Annotated in this window: 14 protein-coding genes; 7 read left to right on the top strand and 7 right to left on the bottom strand. The window is 64.2% G+C overall.

Annotated features, from left to right (window positions below; all coding sequences use genetic code 11):
- Positions 1-15: 15 nt before the first annotated feature.
- Together ACOZK4_RS05090 and ACOZK4_RS05095 are read right to left on the bottom strand one after the other, a co-directional pair.
- Positions 16-651, bottom strand: a complete 636-nt coding sequence (locus ACOZK4_RS05090; RefSeq protein ID WP_421590819.1) for a YitT family protein — start codon at positions 649-651, stop codon at positions 16-18.
- A 55-nt stretch (positions 652-706) separates the two neighbouring features.
- The gene (locus ACOZK4_RS05095) at positions 707-1,648 is read right to left on the bottom strand and encodes a methyltransferase domain-containing protein (protein WP_421590820.1); all 942 of its coding nucleotides are present in this window, start codon (positions 1,646-1,648) and stop codon (positions 707-709) included.
- 143 nt (positions 1,649-1,791) lie between these two features.
- Between ACOZK4_RS05095 and ACOZK4_RS05100 the strand changes: the two genes are divergently transcribed.
- The 4 genes from ACOZK4_RS05100 to ACOZK4_RS05115 are packed head-to-tail and all read left to right on the top strand — an operon-like array spanning position 1,792 to position 4,251.
- Complete coding sequence (locus ACOZK4_RS05100) at positions 1,792-2,058, top strand: DUF6460 domain-containing protein (RefSeq protein ID WP_313526697.1); 267 nt, start codon at positions 1,792-1,794, stop codon at positions 2,056-2,058.
- Positions 2,059-2,060: 2 nt separating this feature from the next.
- The gene (locus tag ACOZK4_RS05105) at positions 2,061-2,549 is read left to right on the top strand and encodes a CAP domain-containing protein (RefSeq protein ID WP_421590821.1); all 489 of its coding nucleotides are present in this window, start codon (positions 2,061-2,063) and stop codon (positions 2,547-2,549) included.
- Positions 2,550-2,558: 9 nt separating this feature from the next.
- The gene (locus tag ACOZK4_RS05110) at positions 2,559-2,867 is read left to right on the top strand and encodes a putative quinol monooxygenase (protein ID WP_421590822.1); all 309 of its coding nucleotides are present in this window, start codon (positions 2,559-2,561) and stop codon (positions 2,865-2,867) included.
- A 22-nt stretch (positions 2,868-2,889) separates the two neighbouring features.
- Positions 2,890-4,251: an MATE family efflux transporter gene (locus ACOZK4_RS05115; RefSeq protein WP_421590824.1), complete on the top strand. Its 1,362-nt coding sequence runs from the start codon at positions 2,890-2,892 to the stop codon at positions 4,249-4,251.
- Positions 4,252-4,272: 21 nt separating this feature from the next.
- Here ACOZK4_RS05115 and ACOZK4_RS05120 read toward each other — a convergent pair whose 3' ends face one another.
- The 3 genes from ACOZK4_RS05120 to ACOZK4_RS05130 all read right to left on the bottom strand — a co-directional run bounded on the left by ACOZK4_RS05120 (position 4,273) and on the right by ACOZK4_RS05130 (position 6,037).
- Positions 4,273-4,470, bottom strand: a complete 198-nt coding sequence (locus ACOZK4_RS05120; RefSeq protein ID WP_421590826.1) for a DUF2934 domain-containing protein — start codon at positions 4,468-4,470, stop codon at positions 4,273-4,275.
- 137 nt (positions 4,471-4,607) lie between these two features.
- A complete protein-coding gene (locus tag ACOZK4_RS05125; protein WP_421590827.1) occupies positions 4,608-5,693 on the bottom strand; it encodes a quinone-dependent dihydroorotate dehydrogenase in 1,086 nt (361 codons plus the stop codon).
- Complete coding sequence (locus tag ACOZK4_RS05130) at positions 5,693-6,037, bottom strand: DUF952 domain-containing protein (protein WP_421590828.1); 345 nt, start codon at positions 6,035-6,037, stop codon at positions 5,693-5,695. Before ACOZK4_RS05130 ends, ACOZK4_RS05125 begins: the two co-directional genes overlap by 1 nt.
- Positions 6,038-6,144: 107 nt before the next feature.
- Between ACOZK4_RS05130 and ACOZK4_RS05135 the strand changes: the two genes are divergently transcribed.
- Together ACOZK4_RS05135 and ACOZK4_RS05140 are read left to right on the top strand one after the other, a co-directional pair.
- Positions 6,145-6,573: a hypothetical protein gene (locus ACOZK4_RS05135; protein WP_421590829.1), complete on the top strand. Its 429-nt coding sequence runs from the start codon at positions 6,145-6,147 to the stop codon at positions 6,571-6,573.
- A 75-nt stretch (positions 6,574-6,648) separates the two neighbouring features.
- Positions 6,649-7,302 (top strand): response regulator, encoded by a 654-nt coding sequence (locus ACOZK4_RS05140; protein ID WP_421590830.1) that lies wholly within the window; start codon positions 6,649-6,651, stop codon positions 7,300-7,302.
- Between the two features lie 2 nt (positions 7,303-7,304).
- Here ACOZK4_RS05140 and ACOZK4_RS05145 read toward each other — a convergent pair whose 3' ends face one another.
- The gene (locus tag ACOZK4_RS05145) at positions 7,305-10,805 is read right to left on the bottom strand and encodes a NahK/ErcS family hybrid sensor histidine kinase/response regulator (protein ID WP_421590831.1); all 3,501 of its coding nucleotides are present in this window, start codon (positions 10,803-10,805) and stop codon (positions 7,305-7,307) included.
- Positions 10,806-10,990: 185 nt separating this feature from the next.
- On the opposite strand from ACOZK4_RS05145, the gene mscL reads away from it, so the two are divergent.
- The gene (gene mscL, locus ACOZK4_RS05150) at positions 10,991-11,431 is read left to right on the top strand and encodes a large conductance mechanosensitive channel protein MscL (RefSeq protein WP_313526725.1); all 441 of its coding nucleotides are present in this window, start codon (positions 10,991-10,993) and stop codon (positions 11,429-11,431) included.
- Between the two features lie 46 nt (positions 11,432-11,477).
- On the opposite strand, the gene ACOZK4_RS05155 is transcribed toward mscL, so the two are convergent.
- On the bottom strand, positions 11,478-12,329 hold the full coding sequence (locus ACOZK4_RS05155) for a hypothetical protein (protein ID WP_421590833.1): 852 nt from the start codon (positions 12,327-12,329) through the stop codon (positions 11,478-11,480).
- Between the last annotated feature and the right edge of the window lie 163 nt (positions 12,330-12,492).

Below are 12,492 nucleotides of genomic sequence, written 5' to 3' on the forward strand. Positions count from 1 at the left end.
GAATGCGTTTGGGGGTCACATCGCGATATAGCGGTCGGCGCGATGGTTGACTGTGAGGAAGAGGTTCAGCACCACGGCGCCGACCACCGAGCACAGCACGATGAACGGGGCGGCGACGGCGAAGGCGGCGATCAGCACGAAGAGATCGAAGGCGAGCTGCACGAGGCCGGCGCGGATGCCGAAGCGCTCCTGCAGATAGACCGCCAGCACGCCCACGCCGCCGAGGCTGGCGCGGTGGCGATAAAGGCCGAGCAGGCCGAAGCCGAGCAGGATGCCGGCCAGCACCGCAGTCCACATCGGGTCGATGCTCTCGATGCGCACGAAATGCGGCTGGAACTCGGTGATGATGGAGGTCATGGTCACCGCAAGCACGGTCTTTATGGTGAAACCCCAGCCGAGACGCTTCAGCGCGAGAATATAGAAGGGGATGTTCACGACGGTGTAGAAGATGCCGAAGCTGATACCCGTGAGATAGTGCAGGATGAAGGCCACGCCGGCGGTGCCGCTGGCGACCAGCCCGGCGCTGCTCATCAGCGCAAGACCGAGGGCCGCGATCATGCTGCTCGCAAACAGGCCCTGCGCATCTTCCAGCGGCGTGTGACGGGTGGGTGTGGGATTCCAGAAGCCGAAACGCCGCTTGTCGCCGTCCATGGCCGATCTCCGATGATTTTTATCGTTGTATAGGGCGTCGCCGCTTGCGTGAAGCCTATGGTTTGTACCGGGCGAGGAACAGCAGGCCATGCACCGGTTGGCCGCCATCCTGGCGGATCACGCTCTTTTCCAGCGCCACCAGCTCGAAGCCGGTTTCGGCCATTCTTCTGGCAATGAAGGCTTCAGGGTGGGCGTAGCGCAGCGAGGGACGAAGCAGCGGCGCATCGCCATCGCCGCCATCTTCCACCGAGAAGGCGAAGAGGCTGCCGGGCTTGGCGAGACGCGCGACGCTCGCAAAAACCTGTCCGAGATCGCCGAGATACATCAGCACGTCGGCGGCGCTGACGAGATCGGCGCGGGCGTCCGGCAGATCACCGAAGAGCCCGCTTTCCGTCGCGGGCAATGACAGGTCGGCCTGCGCGAGATGGTCGTAGATCGCCTTCTCTTCGGCCTTGGCCAGCATGCCGGCGGAGAGGTCGAAACCTTCGAGGCGGCCGGCATTGTTGCGGAACTCGACGCCGAACAGGCCGGTGCCGCAGCCGATATCGGCGACGAGGCCGAACTGCGCATCGTCGCCGGCATGTTTGCGCACGAGCTTTGCGAGCGTCTGCGGCACGGTGTAGTCGAGCCGCCCGACCAGCGCTGTGTCGAAGCGGTCGGCATAGTCGTCGAAGAGGCGTTCGACATACTGCATCGGTGGCGCGGAGGGTGCTTCCGCCATGCCAAGCACCGCGAGTTTCAGGCTGGCGCCGAAAATATCGGAGGGGTCGAGCGCGATGACCTTTTCGAGTGCTGCTGCGGCTGCCTCCTTCCGGCCCGATTTCTCGGCATATTCGGCGAGCCGGAACCAGCCGGCAGCCCAACCCGGCACCTGTTCGAGCGCTTGTTCCATGAGCTCCTGCGCCTCCGCGAACTCGCCCGATTCCGCAAACATGCGGGCATAATCGGCGCGGCGGTCGGCGATGAGATCGCCGGAGGAGAAATGCGGGCTCGTCATGGGGGCTCGGAAACGGGAAACGGATGGCGCTAAATGGCAGGGCCGCGCTAAAAGGCAAGCGAATTCTCGTGCGCGGCCTTTGCTTGCGGCAGGAGACCCGAGCGCTTATCTCAGGTGCAAACGAATTTATGGAGAATCAGCGGATGTCGAATGGCGTGAACGGGTTTCTGGGCGATAGCCCCCTGCGCGTGCTTATCAAGCTCCTGATCCTGTCGGTTGCCGTCGGCTTCCTGATGTCGATTTTCGGGCTCTACCCTGACGATATCCTCTTTGCGGCGCGCGATTTCATCCTCGACCTGTGGAATACCGGCTTCAAGACGCTCGGCCGCCTCGGCGATTACCTGCTGCTCGGCGCCGTCATCGTCATTCCCGTCTTCATCCTCATCCGCCTTCTGAGCTATCGCCGCTGACCATGCTGACCCGTCGCACCTTCCTTGCCGCCTCGGCGGCGGCCATCGCGGCGCTCGCCGCCGGCTGTTCCACCACCAGCGTGCTGGCGCCTTCGGCCGGCACCGGCAGCGACCAGACGGCCGCCTCCCTCGGCCTCGTCAACAAGCTCCGCGCCGAACGTGGCCTGTCAGCGCTCGTCATCGACAAGCAGGCGCAGCTTGCCGCCATGGATCAGGCAAGCCGCATGGCCTCCGCCGGCAAGATGGAACACAATATCGGCTTCGGCGCGAACTTTTTGAAGCGCATGAAAGGCATGGAGGTCGCGCTGCCGGCGGCGGAAAACATTGCCGTCGGACAGGATAATGCCGCGGAAGCCTTCGACGCCTGGTATCGCTCGCCGAAACATCTCGTCAATATGCTGGGCGCCAGCTATCGCGGCCTCGGCGTCGCGGTCGTTTCCAATCCGGCATCGGGCGGGCGGCCATACTGGGCGATGGTGCTGTCAGGCTGAGGAGCACGCATGGGCGGCAGGATCGTGCGCATGGCGGATCTGGAGATCGATCCCGCTGAGATCGACGCCTACAAGGCGTTGCTCGCCGAGGAGATCGAAGCCTCGGTGCGGCTCGAGCCGGGGGTGCTGATGCTGCATGCGGTGTCGATCGACGAGACTCCGGAAAAAGTGCGGCTGCTGGAGGTTTATGCCGACGAGGCGGCCTATCAGGCGCACCTCGCCACGCCGCATTTTCTCAAATACAAGACGCTGACGGCCTCGATGGTCCGCTCGCTGCGTCTCCTGCCGGTGACGCCGATCCGGATGGACGCGAAATAGAGCCGGCCTGAGGGGAGTTAGCATGAGTGCCACGACGGCAAGCGAAAACGATGGGTCCGGTCCCTTCGAGGTGACGCACCGGCTGGTGCTGGCGATCGCCATTCCCATGACGCTTGGCTTTCTCACGACACCACTGCTCGGCCTGACGGACACGGCCGTCGCGGGACGGCTCGGCTCAGCGGATGCGCTGGCCGGCATGGCCGTCGCCGCCATCATCTTCGATCTCTTGCTCGGCAGCTTCAATTTTCTGCGCGCCTCGACAACCGGACTGGTGGCGCAGGCCTTCGGCCGTGGCGATAGGCGCGAAGAGCAGGCAGTTTACTGGCGTTCGCTCACCATCGCGCTCTGTTCGGGCTTGGTGCTGATGCTGCTCTCGCCGCTCCTGCTTTCCGGCGGACTTTTCCTGATGGCGCCGACGCCGGAAGTGGCCGAGGTCGCCTCGACTTATTTCATGATCCGCGTGCTCTCCGCCCCCATGGCGCTCGCCAATTATGCGCTGCTCGGCTTCGTGCTCGGGCGCGGGCAGGGCATGACGGGGCTCCTGCTGCAGGCGATCATCAACGGCATCAACATCGTGTTGTCGATCACGCTTGGCCTTGGGCTCGGCTGGGGCATTGCCGGCATCGCTTGGGGCACGTTCACAGGTGAAACGGTGGGCACGCTGGCGGGGCTTGCGATCGTCGTCTCGCGCTTTGCGCGCGCCGACCGGCCTTCGCGGGCGGAAATCTTTGCGCCTGCACGGCTGAAGGCGCTGTTTTCGCTCAACCGCGATATTATGATCCGCACCTTCGTGCTGATCGGCGCCTTTGCCATCATGACCCGCATCGGCTCCTCCATGGGGCCGTTGGAGCTGGCGGCCAATGCGGTGCTGATGAACATCTTCCTCGTCGCCGGCTATTATCTCGACGGCATCGCCAATGCGGCCGAGCAGCTCGTGGGTCGGGCCTTCGGGGCGAGTTTCCGGCCGGCCTTCGACAGGGCTGTCAAACTCACCTTCCTTTGGTCGCTCGGCCTCGGCGTCGTCACCACCGTGCTTTTCTTGATATTCGGCAGCGATATCGTCGGCCTGCTGACGACGACGGACAGCGTGCGGTCCGAGGCGGCGAAATACCTGCCCTGGGCGGCGCTGACGGCAATCACCGGGGCGCTCGCCTTCCAGATGGATGGCGTGTTCATCGGCGCGACCTGGTCGAGCGCCATGCGCAACATGATGCTGGCGGCCTTCGTCGGCTATCTCGCCGCGCTCGCCGTCTTCGTGCCGCTGTTGGGCAATCACGGCCTGTGGCTGGCGCTCAATCTCTTCCTGGCTTTCCGGGGGATTTTCCTGGCGATGCGCCTGCCAGCGCTCGCCGGCCGGCAGTTCTCCTTGGCGGACTGGAGATGATCTCCGGCAAAAGACCGGCCCTTACGCCGGCTGAATGCGTCCGATACTGAGACCCAGGAAATCAAGCGGGCTTTCCGGCCGTTTCGGCTTTTCGCCGTCCTCTGCCTGGATATCGGCCCTGGCGCGCAGCCAGTGCGAATATTCGCGGCCTTCCGGCCGGCCCTCTTCTTCCCAGATCTCGTGCGCCCTTTTGCGGATCCGTTCGCTTTGGTCATCCATGGTATCGTCCCTTCCTGGCCTTTTGGCCCTTATGCGGCGGGATCGGTGCAGGCTACCGTCGATGCGAATCGGCTTTTGCCGACACTCCACCCGCAAGAGTTAAACCCTGCGGGAGGACTTTGGTTCCGGTGTGACGTTTAAAGGCTGCAATTGGCCCAATGATCGGTGCGGGTGCCGCAAAGCATTGAAATCGAAGCGATCTGCTCGCGATCACAAATCCGCGAGAGGCCGCCGACGATCTCGCCCGGCAGGGTCGGGCCGGCATAGACCATGCAGGAATAGAGCTGCACGAGGTTGGCGCCCGCCCGGATTTTCTCCGCCGCCGTCTCCGCCGAGGAGACGCCGCCGACGCCGATGATCGGCAGGGTTTCTCCGACGCGCCTGCGCATCTTGGCCAGCACCACCGTGGACTTTTCGAAGAGCGGTTTTCCCGAGAGGCCGCCGGCCTCGCCCGCATGGCTGACGTTGCGCAGGCTGGCGCGCGACAGCGTCGTGTTGGAAACGATGAGGCCATCGAGGGCATGGGAGAGCGCCACTTCGGCGATATCGTCAAGGCCTTCCTCGGTGAGATCGGGTGCGATCTTCAGGAAGACCGGAACCTCACGGCCGCTGCGGGTCGCCTGTTCGGCGCGGGCGGAGAGCACGGCGGAGAGCAGCGCATGCAGGCTTTCCTTCGCCTGCAGGTCGCGAAGGCCCGGCGTGTTGGGCGAGGAGATGTTGGCGGTGAAGTAGCGCGCGACATCGTAGAAGGTGCGGATGCCGGCGACATAGTCGGCGATGCGTTCTTCGCTGTCCTTGTTGGCGCCGATATTCACGCCGATCAGCGCATCGCGCCGGCAAGCCTTCAGGCGTTCCAACGCGGCGGCATGGCCTTCATTGTTGAAGCCGAGGCGGTTGATGACGGCATCGTCCTCGACGAGGCGGAAGATGCGCGGCTTGGGATTGCCCGCCTGCGCGCGCGGCGTCACGGTGCCGATCTCGGTGAAGCCGAAGCCGAGGCGCAACATTGCTTCCGGCACTTCGGCATTTTTGTCATAGCCGGCGGCCAGGCCGATCGGGTTGGGGAAGGCGAGGCCGGCGACGGTCTGGGCGAGACGCGGATCGGCCTTGGCCGGGCAGGCGGGCACGATGCCGGTCTTCAGCGCGGCGATCGACAGGCCATGCGCGGTTTCGGGATCGAACAGGAAGAGGCCCTTGCGGCCGAGGGTCGAAAGCAGCGACATCACAGCATCTCCGGAAACTGGTGGGCGCCGTCAGGGCCAAGCGGCAGGGGTTTTTCCCAGAGCACGGCGGACAGCGGCAGGGCGGCATAAAGGTGGGGGAAGAGATCGCCGCCGCGCGAGGCTTCGAAGACCAGCTTTTCGCCGAGCGCATCACCGTCGACGGCGACGAGCAGCAGGTCCGCCTGGCCGGCGAAATGGCGGGCGGCTGTCTCTTTCGCCTGGGACGCGGTGGAGAAATGGATGTAACCATCGGTCAGGTCGATGGCGGCCCCTTCGAAAATTCCGTCCGCTTTGGCTCTTTGCCACAGACTTGCCGGAACGATCTTGTAGATTGTCTTGGCCATCGCGTCCGTTTCTCCCTTGCCTGCCGTCCTTACGGTAGCGCTTGCCGGAAAGAGCGGTCGTTGTCCACCGGTGAAAACCCCGGAACCCGGCTCCTGGAGGATTTTGCATGCGAATCTCTGCCCTGCCCCTGACCTTCGCCGCCCTGATCCTCGCCGGCTCCGCCCATGCGGAAGGCGAGGGCCGCTACCGCATGGAAAAGACCGGCACCGGGTTCATCCGCCTCGACACCACCTCGGGCGATGTTTCGCTCTGCCGCGAGCAGGACGGGCAGATCGTCTGCCGCATGGCGGCGGATGAGCGCGCGGCCTTCGAGAAGGAACTCGATCTTCTCACCAAACGCGTCGAGGCGCTGGAAAAGGGCGGCGCAACCGGCCTTACGGATGCAAAACCATCGCTGCCGACGGATGAAGAGATTGACCGGACCATGACCGTCATGGAAAAGATGATGCAAAGGTTCATGGGCATCGTGAAAAATCTCGAGGACGGAGAGGAGAAAGCCGTTCCCGAGAAAGGCACGGACCCGCAGAAGACCTGACGGAGAGCCTGCGCCCGCGCCGCCTCCGTCATCAGGTCCTATACTTTTGGGCCATTTACTCTTGGGAGGGAGCGCATGGCATCGGCACTCACGATCATCATCGCGGATGACCATCCGCTGTTTCGCGGCGCGCTGAAACAGGCGCTGACGGGCATGGACGGCAATCCCGATATCGTCGAGGCCGGCGATTTCGAGGCGGCGCGCAAGGCCGCCGAAACCAACCCCAATGCCGACCTGCTGCTGCTCGATCTCGCCATGCCCGGCGTCAGTGGCCTCTCGGGCCTCATCTCGTTGCGCGCCGAATTCCAGAGCCTGCCCGTCGTCATCGTCTCGGCCAGCGACGATCCCGTCACCATCCGCCGCGCGCTCGATCTCGGCGCCTCCGGCTTCATCTCCAAATCGGCCTCCATCGAGGATATCCGCGAGGGTATCGGCTCGGTGCTGGCGGGCAATATCTACACGCCCGGCGGTTATGTGCGCGGGCCCGAGCAGGATGGCGAGGTGGCAGACCTCATCGCACGGCTACGCACGCTGACGCCGCAGCAATCTCGCGTGCTCGCCATGCTCGCCGAGGGTCTGCTCAACAAGCAGATCGCCTACGAACTCGGCGTCTCCGAGGCGACCATCAAGGCGCATGTCTCGGCGATCCTCCTGAAGCTCAATGTCGACAGCCGCACCCAGGCGGTCATCCAGCTCGGCAAGATTGGTGCTGCCCAGGCGGCGGCCTGATCTTACTCCGCCGCCTCCCGCTGCAACGCCGAAAACTGCGTCAGCCAGGCGCGCATGGAGGCCGGGCGCACCGGTTTGTTCTGCACGAGGATATTGTCCCGATCCGCCTCGGCACGTACCTCCGGTGTGCGGTCGGCGGTGACCAGCAGGGCGGGGATTTCGCGGGCGAGCGCGGTTCGGAGTCTTGCGATGGCCGCAATGCCGGTGCCGTCGTCGAGATGGTAGTCGGCGATCACGGCATCGACGGCCGGCGGGCCGGCGGCGACCAGTGCTTCTACGGCCGCGACGGATTCGGCGAGCGTCACCGTGCAGCCCCAGCCGGAAAGCAATAGGCGCATGCCGTCGAGGATTTTCGGTTCGTTGTCGATGCAGAGCACGCGCAGACCCTTCAGCGGCTCGTCGCTGACGGGCACGGCGGCCGGTTTGTCAGCGACGTGGCGGCTGGCGGCAGCATCGATCGGTACGCGCACCTTGAAGCTGGTGCCACGGCCGGGCGTCGATTGCAGCTCGACGGGGTGCGACAGCACGCGCGAGATGCGATCGACGATGGAGAGGCCGAGCCCGAGGCCCGGCGCGGTGCGCGCGCCCTCGTCGAGCCGGGCGAATTCCTTGAAGACCGTGCGGAATTTCGAGGCGGGAATGCCGATGCCGGAATCGAGCACCTGGATGACCGCGTGCCCACCCTTGCGGCGCACACCGACCAGCACCTTGCCGGACTGGGTGTATTTGATGGCGTTCGACACGAGGTTCTGCACGACGCGGCGCAGCAGGTTCGGGTCGGTGCGGATGGCGAGCGAGCTGGAGAGCACGGTCAGCTTAAGGTTCTTCGCCCGCGCCATCGGCGCGAAGTCGGTTTCGATGCGTTTCAACAGGTCCTTCAGCGCCACCGTCTGCACGCGGGGCTTCATCGCGCCGGTATCGAGGCGGGAAATGTCGAGCACGGCGCCGAGGATCGCTTCCACCGATTCCAGCGAGGAATCGATGTTGTAGATCATCTCGCGGTTCTCCGTTTCGCCGAGCCGTTCGACGAGCGAGGAGGAATAGAGGCGGGCGGCATTGAGCGGCTGGAGAATATCGTGCCCGGCGGCGGCGAAGAAGCGGGTCTTGCCGATATTGGCTTCCTCGGCGGCGGCGCGCGCCTCGGCAAGCTCGGTGTTGACGCGGGTCAGTTCGGCGGTGCGCTCGGCGACGCGGTGTTCCAGCGTCTCGTTGACCTGTTTCAGCGCGCGGTCGGCGGCCACACGGTCGGTAATGTCGGTATAGGTGGAGACGAAGCCCTTTTCCGGCATGGCATTGGTGCGCACTTCCACGATGCGCTCGCCGCCTGCCAGCACCAGCGCGAAGGGCTCGTCATAGGTCATGGTGCGGGTGACGGTGACGGCGCGCTCCTCCTCCGCGATATCGCCGCGCTCGGCGAGGATTTCCACGATGTCGGACAGCGGAAAGCCGACCTGGCCGACATATTCCGGCAGGTCGAGCAGCTGGCGGAAGCGGCGGTTCCAGACGGTGAGGTTGCCGGCGCTGTCGAAGACGGCGATGCCCTGGTCCATCTGGCCGAGCGCCGTCTGCAGCATATCCTGATTGTATTGCAGCGCCTCGCTGGCCTGGTCGAGCAGCCAGTCGGTGTCTGTCGGCGTGTCGTCGATGCGCTGGAGCACGAGGGAGAGAACGAGGCGGGCGGATGAGGAGCCGATGGCGCTGCCGAGCAATTGTTCGGAGAAATGCACGATGGCCGCATCGGCCGGCGCATTGTCCTCCAGCCAGCGGCCGACCTGCCGCTCATACGTGTGGAACGAGCGTTGCATGCGCTCCTCGCCGAGATATTTGCCAATGGTCGTCTTGAGGTCGCGCACGGTGACTTTCGTGCGGCGGCCGCGGAAGGCGCGCTCAAGGCGGGGCTTGGAACGGATGAAGGTGCCGGCCTGGAGCCGCTCCAGCGAGGTCGGATTGCGCGTCAGCGAGCCGATGACATAGGCGCCGACATTGACCATCATCGCAACGAGCGTAGCGTTGACCAGCGGATCGGCATTCGCACCGGTGAAGACGGTGGAGCCGGGGAAGAGGAAGCCGAGAATGGTTTCGGCGACATAGGCATTGTCGGCCACCCCGATGCTCGGCAGGAACAGCAGATAGGCCCAGACGACGAGGCCTGAGATCATGCCGGCCATGGCGCCGCGCGCATTGGCATTGCGCCAGAACAGGCCGCCGAGCATGGTCGGTGCGACCTGGGCCACGGCGGCAAAGGCGAGCAGGCCCATCGAGGCGAGGCCGGCATTGGCGGTGGCGGCGCGGTAATAGGCATAACCCAGCAGCAGCACGAAGAAGATCGCCAGCCTGCGGATGATGAGCAGCATGCGCGACAGGTCGTCCTGCTGCTCGACGCCGCCGATGAGATTTCGCCGGAGCACGACGGGAATGACGATGTCGTTCGACACCATGATGGAGAGCGCCACCGAGGCGACGATGACCATGGCGGTGGCGGCGGAAAAGCCGCCGACGAAGGCAATCAGGGTCAGCACCGGCTGGTCGAGCGCGAAGGGCAGGGTCAGCACATAGAGGTCGCCGTCGCCTGATCCGTTGAAGGTCATGACGCCGCCGATGGCGACCGGCAGCACGAAGAGATTGATGGCGACGAGATAGAGCGGGAAGAGGATGCCGGCGGTGCGCAGTTCGCCGGCCGTGCGGTTTTCGACCACGGTCACATGGAACTGGCGCGGCAGCATGATGATGGCGAAGGCGGAGAGCACGATGAGCAGGACCCAGCGCGCCACCGGCGTCTCGTAGGTCAGCGCCTGCATGACGCGCTCGTTCTGCGAGGCTTCTCGCCAGAGATCGCCCGGCCCGTCGAACATCACATAGAGAACATAGAGGCCGACGGAGGCGATGGCGATGAGCTTGACCAGCGATTCCATCGAGATCGCGAGGATCAGGCCGTCCTGGTGCTCGGTCGCGTCCGTGTGGCGCGTGCCGAAGACGATGGCGAAGCAGGCGAGGAAGAGCGTGACGACCAGCGGCAGGTCGATGAGCCCGCCGGAGGCGGCGATGCCGAAACCGGCCGTATCGACCATGGCCGACACCGAGCTCGACACGGCTTTCAGCTGGAGCGCGATATAGGGGATGTAGCCGATCAGCGAGATGAACGCGACGACGGCGGCGACACCGGGGTTCTTGCCGTATCGGGCGGCGACGAAATCGGCAATCGAGGTGAGCCGTTCGGATTTGGCCAGCGTCACGATGCGGCGGATCAGCGGCATGCCGAGCGTGAACATCAGGATCGGGCCGATATAGATGCCGGCGAATTCCAGGCCATGGGTCGTCGCGAGGCCCACGCCGCCGAAATAGGTCCAGGACGTGCAGTAGATCGCAAGGCTCAGCGCATAGACGAGCGGGCGGCCCTTGACGGCGCGCTCGGAGCGTTTTGCCTTGCGATCGCCGTAGCTTGCGACCGCAAAGAGCAGCAAGAGATAGGCGAGCGCGAGCGCGAATATCAGCGAGCCCGGCATGCTTCCTCCCGCAGTCCATCGGCCTTTGCAGCCAGAATAGGGCAAAGCGGGCGCGAAGGAAATTGCGCCGAAGGTCTGAGGCGGGAAAGACGCCGCGGATAAACCCTCAATATTGATGGAGTGCAGTTTCCTCCTGCAAAAAACTGCACTAGTTTGCTTTTGCGTCGCAGCAAAAGGAGAGGCTTATGCTCAATGAGTTCAAGGCGTTTATCGCCCGCGGCAATGTCATGGACCTTGCGGTGGGTGTCATCATCGGTGCAGCCTTCAACAAGATCGTCGAATCCGTCGTCAACGACCTCGTCATGCCGATCGTCGGTGCGCTGACCGGGGGCGGTTTCGATTTTTCCAACTATTTCATCGCGCTGTCGAGCAATGTGACGGCGACGTCGCTGGCTGCCGCCCGCGAGCAGGGCGCTGTCTTCGCTTACGGCAATTTCATCACCGTCTTCATCAACTTCGTCATCCTCGCCTGGATCATCTTCCTGATGATCAAGGGCGTGAACCGCATGCGCGCATCGCTGGAAAGGGAAAAGGCGGAAGGTGCCGCCGAGCCCGCGCCGCCGCCGGAAGACGTTCAGCTTCTCACGGAAATCCGCGACCTCTTGAAAAGCCGCCCGGCCGTCTGAGGTTTCGTAAGCTGAGATTTGCATAAAGGCCCGGTTCGCCGGGCCTTTATCTTGCCGGCCAGCCGTTGGCGCGGGCGTCTTCCAGCGTTGCGAGAAGCGCATCTTTCGGCGGGAGGCCGAGCTTTTCGGATTGGCGTTGCAGCCAGCGTGCATGCACCAGGCGGATCTCGACGGGAATGCGCGGCAGGCCGAGGGCGAGCGCCACCGCCATGCGGTGCTTGCCATTGGTGTGGCGCACGAGCCGGCCATCGGCGTCAATCGCGATACCGATATCGCGTTCGGCGAAGTCCTGCCAGAACGTGCGCGTCCAGCGGTGCCGGTGGCCGGTCTGGCCGCGCAAGCCAAGATCGGAATGCGGCACGATGCCGTTCTTCTCGATATCAGAGATCAGGGCGAGATAGTATTCAAAATAGCCGTCGAGCTTGTCCGTGGTGTCGAGCGCTATGCGGTTGCGGCGGACCGTTTCTCCCTTGGCGATCCGCTCGGCATATCGCTTGTAACGCGGTCCATTCCGGAAGTTTTCCCGGTTCTTGCAAAGCTCGACGATCTCCGCGTGGGAATATGACTTATCCACGGGAGCAAGAATGGATCGCCAGTCGCTTCCATCGAGGAAATGCGTGCCGATCCAGCGGATGCGGCCATGATCCACGACGTGATCGAGCAGGCGCATCGTGACGGCCTTTGGATCGATCGATAGCAGGAGGGCATCGGAGAAGTGGAAATGCGCCTGCGCGGCTGGCAACGCACGGCCGCCCTCCGCTTCGAGGCGCTTTACAGCGCGATTGAAACGTCCGGAAAAGCCGATATGGGCCGCCGTGAAATCATGCAGCGGCACCCAGTCGAGCGCGCGCCGCAGGAGCGTGGACTTTGGCGGCCGGGTGCCGGCGGGCATCTTCACGTAAGCCGGCCCTGGAAATGTCTGCTGCTCCGTCAACCCTCTACCCGGCCCGTTTTCTGACCGTCAGCGCAGGAGGTGGCAACGGCCGGGCATCCATGGCAAATAAACGACCATTTGCAAAGACCCGGCCGCTACAGGTTGCAGCGACGAGAACCCGCAGGAA

The organism is Shinella sp. M27 (genome assembly GCF_049199905.1).
GTDB lineage: Bacteria > Pseudomonadota > Alphaproteobacteria > Rhizobiales > Rhizobiaceae > Shinella.

Excerpts from the sequence above, each read along its gene's own strand:
- ACOZK4_RS05090 (WP_421590819.1), bottom strand. The coding sequence starts at position 651 with ATGGACGGCGACAAGCGGCGTTTCGGCTTCTGGAATCCCACACCCACC.
- ACOZK4_RS05095 (WP_421590820.1), bottom strand. The coding sequence starts at position 1,648 with ATGACGAGCCCGCATTTCTCCTCCGGCGATCTCATCGCCGACCGCCGC.
- ACOZK4_RS05100 (WP_313526697.1), top strand. The coding sequence starts at position 1,792 with ATGTCGAATGGCGTGAACGGGTTTCTGGGCGATAGCCCCCTGCGCGTG.
- ACOZK4_RS05105 (WP_421590821.1), top strand. The coding sequence starts at position 2,061 with ATGCTGACCCGTCGCACCTTCCTTGCCGCCTCGGCGGCGGCCATCGCG.
- ACOZK4_RS05110 (WP_421590822.1), top strand. The coding sequence starts at position 2,559 with ATGGGCGGCAGGATCGTGCGCATGGCGGATCTGGAGATCGATCCCGCT.
- ACOZK4_RS05115 (WP_421590824.1), top strand. The coding sequence starts at position 2,890 with ATGAGTGCCACGACGGCAAGCGAAAACGATGGGTCCGGTCCCTTCGAG.
- ACOZK4_RS05120 (WP_421590826.1), bottom strand. The coding sequence starts at position 4,470 with ATGGATGACCAAAGCGAACGGATCCGCAAAAGGGCGCACGAGATCTGG.
- ACOZK4_RS05125 (WP_421590827.1), bottom strand. The coding sequence starts at position 5,693 with ATGTCGCTGCTTTCGACCCTCGGCCGCAAGGGCCTCTTCCTGTTCGAT.
- ACOZK4_RS05130 (WP_421590828.1), bottom strand. The coding sequence starts at position 6,037 with ATGGCCAAGACAATCTACAAGATCGTTCCGGCAAGTCTGTGGCAAAGA.
- ACOZK4_RS05135 (WP_421590829.1), top strand. The coding sequence starts at position 6,145 with ATGCGAATCTCTGCCCTGCCCCTGACCTTCGCCGCCCTGATCCTCGCC.
- ACOZK4_RS05140 (WP_421590830.1), top strand. The coding sequence starts at position 6,649 with ATGGCATCGGCACTCACGATCATCATCGCGGATGACCATCCGCTGTTT.
- ACOZK4_RS05145 (WP_421590831.1), bottom strand. The coding sequence starts at position 10,805 with ATGCCGGGCTCGCTGATATTCGCGCTCGCGCTCGCCTATCTCTTGCTG.
- mscL (WP_313526725.1), top strand. The coding sequence starts at position 10,991 with ATGCTCAATGAGTTCAAGGCGTTTATCGCCCGCGGCAATGTCATGGAC.